Source organism: Trebonia sp. (assembly GCF_049794275.1).
GTDB lineage: Bacteria > Actinomycetota > Actinomycetes > Streptosporangiales > Streptosporangiaceae > Trebonia.
Map to the genome: position 1 here is coordinate 1 of NZ_JBARCR010000655.1, position 2,178 is coordinate 2,178.

Here is a 2,178-nt window from a genome sequence, read left to right on the forward strand (position 1 = left end):
GCGCGTCCAGCGCGCCCTCGTGCCACGCCGGCAGGTTCACCGCCAGCTGCGGGTCGCCGGTCCGCGGGTCGACAGCACCTTGCCGTTCCCGGACCGCCCGGTCGCCCTGGCCAGCAGCGAGGCGCCGAACAGCGTGGTGGCACCGGCCTGCGATATCGCGTGCACCAGCCCAACCCGCTGCTGGTGACGGTGCAGCGCGGACCAGTCGGCGAGCCCGGTGGCCGCCGACGGCAGCGCGGCGGCGAGCCCGGCGGCGACGAGAGTGCCAGAGGCCCGTTCCGAGCCGCGGAACAGGTCGAGCAGCACGGCCGAGGTCCAGCACCCGAGTGGCATCCGGACCAGCGCCGGATGCGCGGGCTGGCCGAATGGCACGCCGTGCAGTGCGTCGGTCCTGGTGCCCGGGGGGAGGGCGCGTACCACGGCGTCGGACAGTGCCCGCACCGGACGGTCGAGGACGGGCGCGCGTTCTATGCGTTCCGCAAGGGCCACCGGTCGGGAGGCCGACGATGCGGGCCGCTTCTTCATGGCGACGAGGGATAGCCTCACATGTTCTGGCGTACCCATGCCCGGGGGCCACTACCCCGAGTGCCGCCTAGCCGCTGCGGAGTTCGACGAGGCGGTCGCGCATGATCTGCTCCAGCTGTTCCTGGAAGCCGAGGATGAGCCTGAGCTCGTCGTCGGTGTACTGCGCCGCGACGGCGCGCCAGGCCGCGATGACCGGCGCGAACACCGGTGCCACATCGCGCATGCCCCGGCCGGCCTCGAGGCGGACGATCACCCGCCGGCGATCGCCGGGGTCCCGCTCCCTGCGGACGAATCCGGCCTCTTCCAGGCGGTCCAGCACCCCGGTGATCGACGCCGTGGTCAGTCCCGTCCGCTTAGCCAGCTCGCCCGCGGTCAGGTGCCCGCCGAGGGCCAGGATGTTCAGGCAGTTCAGGTCGGTGACGTTGATGCCGATCTTGTCGGCGGACGCCGCGCCGAGCAGTTGCAGCACCGACCCGGCGCGCCGGACGGCGAGCAGGAACTCGCTTTCCAGGCGCCGTCGCGCTCGGTCCGGTGAGCCATCCTGCTCCGCGTCCCAGCCGCGCTCGTCCCCGGCTTCCTCCATAATCGTTCGGCTCCTTATTATCTAGCAAAGCTAGACATTAACTTACCTAGAGGGTAGCGTTCCAAGTGTTCGGTCATCCACAAAGGTCTAGCACATGCGAAGGAACGAGACGATGACAGAAACGCGAATCGAGGACGGTCCCGCCATCCCGGTCGGCATGGCGATCGGCCAGGTCGTCGGCCAGGCCGAGACCGTGCTGACCAAGCTGCTGGCGGGAGTGCTCGCCGAGGCCGGCGCCACGCGCGAGACGTACCTCGCCATGCAGCGACTGCTGGTGCGTGGTGACGAAGCCGACCGTGACGTGTACGTCCGCGACCTCGGCGACTGGCTCGACCTGGACCTGTGGTCCGCGGGCGAGCTCGCTGACGCCCTGATCGCCGAGGGCCTGTTTGCGCTCGACGGCGAGACCATCAGGCTCGCTCCGCGAGGCGCGGAGCTGCGCGAGCGCATCCGCCGCGGCATCGGGGACCTCATGACGCCGGTGTGGGCGCAGCTCGAGCCTGCCGACGTCGAGACCACGGTCCGGACGCTGCGACGCGTCACCACGCTGGCGCGGGACCTGCGCCCGGCCGCGGACGGAGCACGCTGATGGCCACCAGCAACCTGCCAGGCACCGACGCCGCGCGGCACGGCACAGGCGACGCGGACCTGACGATCATGCTCGCCGCCCACGCGGCCTTCCGCCGTGACCTCGTACGCCTGGCGCACACCACGGCCGGCTCGTCGGCGGATGCGCCGCGTCACGCCGCTATCCAAGCGGGCTGGGAAACCTTCAAGCGCCAGCTCCACCTGCACCACACCGCGGAAGACACGATCATCTGGCCCGCGCTCCGTCAGCGCCTGGACCACAGCGACCACGCCCAGTCCGTCCTCGACGCCATGGAGGAAGAACACCAGCTCATAGACCCGCTGCTGGCAGCGGTCGACGCAGCATTCGCCGAGCCCGACGGGAGCAGCCTCGGCGACGCGACGGACGCCCTCACCAGCCAGCTCACCGCCCACCTAACCCACGAGGAACGCGACGGCCTCCCCCTGATCGGCGTAGCCCTGACGGCCGCAGAGTGGCGCGC

General features: G+C 71.0%; 4 protein-coding genes. 2 read left to right on the forward strand and 2 right to left on the reverse strand.

Annotation, left to right across the window (positions count from 1 at the left end; genetic code table 11):
• Positions 1-36 precede the first annotated feature (36 nt).
• Together WA805_RS17615 and WA805_RS17620 are read right to left on the reverse strand one after the other, a co-directional pair.
• Positions 37-546, reverse strand: coding sequence for a DUF2231 domain-containing protein (locus WA805_RS17615; RefSeq protein WP_425242873.1), 510 nt, complete (start codon positions 544-546; stop codon positions 37-39).
• Positions 547-592: 46 nt separating this feature from the next.
• Positions 593-1,108 carry a MarR family winged helix-turn-helix transcriptional regulator gene (locus WA805_RS17620; protein ID WP_422274616.1) on the reverse strand — a complete coding sequence of 172 codons (516 nt, stop codon included), beginning with the start codon at positions 1,106-1,108 and terminating at the stop codon, positions 593-595.
• Between the two features lie 112 nt (positions 1,109-1,220).
• On the opposite strand from WA805_RS17620, the gene WA805_RS17625 reads away from it, so the two are divergent.
• Both WA805_RS17625 and WA805_RS17630 read left to right on the forward strand, forming a co-directional pair.
• Positions 1,221-1,697: a hypothetical protein gene (locus WA805_RS17625; RefSeq protein WP_422274618.1), complete on the forward strand. Its 477-nt coding sequence runs from the start codon at positions 1,221-1,223 to the stop codon at positions 1,695-1,697.
• Positions 1,697-2,178 (forward strand): hemerythrin domain-containing protein (locus WA805_RS17630; protein WP_425242874.1); only part of this gene is annotated, 482 nt, incomplete at its 3' end. The genes WA805_RS17625 and WA805_RS17630, both read left to right, overlap by 1 nt.

What these genes read in the sequence shown, in the direction of transcription:
- WA805_RS17625 (WP_422274618.1), top strand. Translation starts at nt 1,221, where the DNA reads ATGACAGAAACGCGAATCGAGGACGGTCCCGCCATCCCGGTCGGCATG.
- WA805_RS17620 (WP_422274616.1), bottom strand. Translation starts at nt 1,108, where the DNA reads ATGGAGGAAGCCGGGGACGAGCGCGGCTGGGACGCGGAGCAGGATGGC.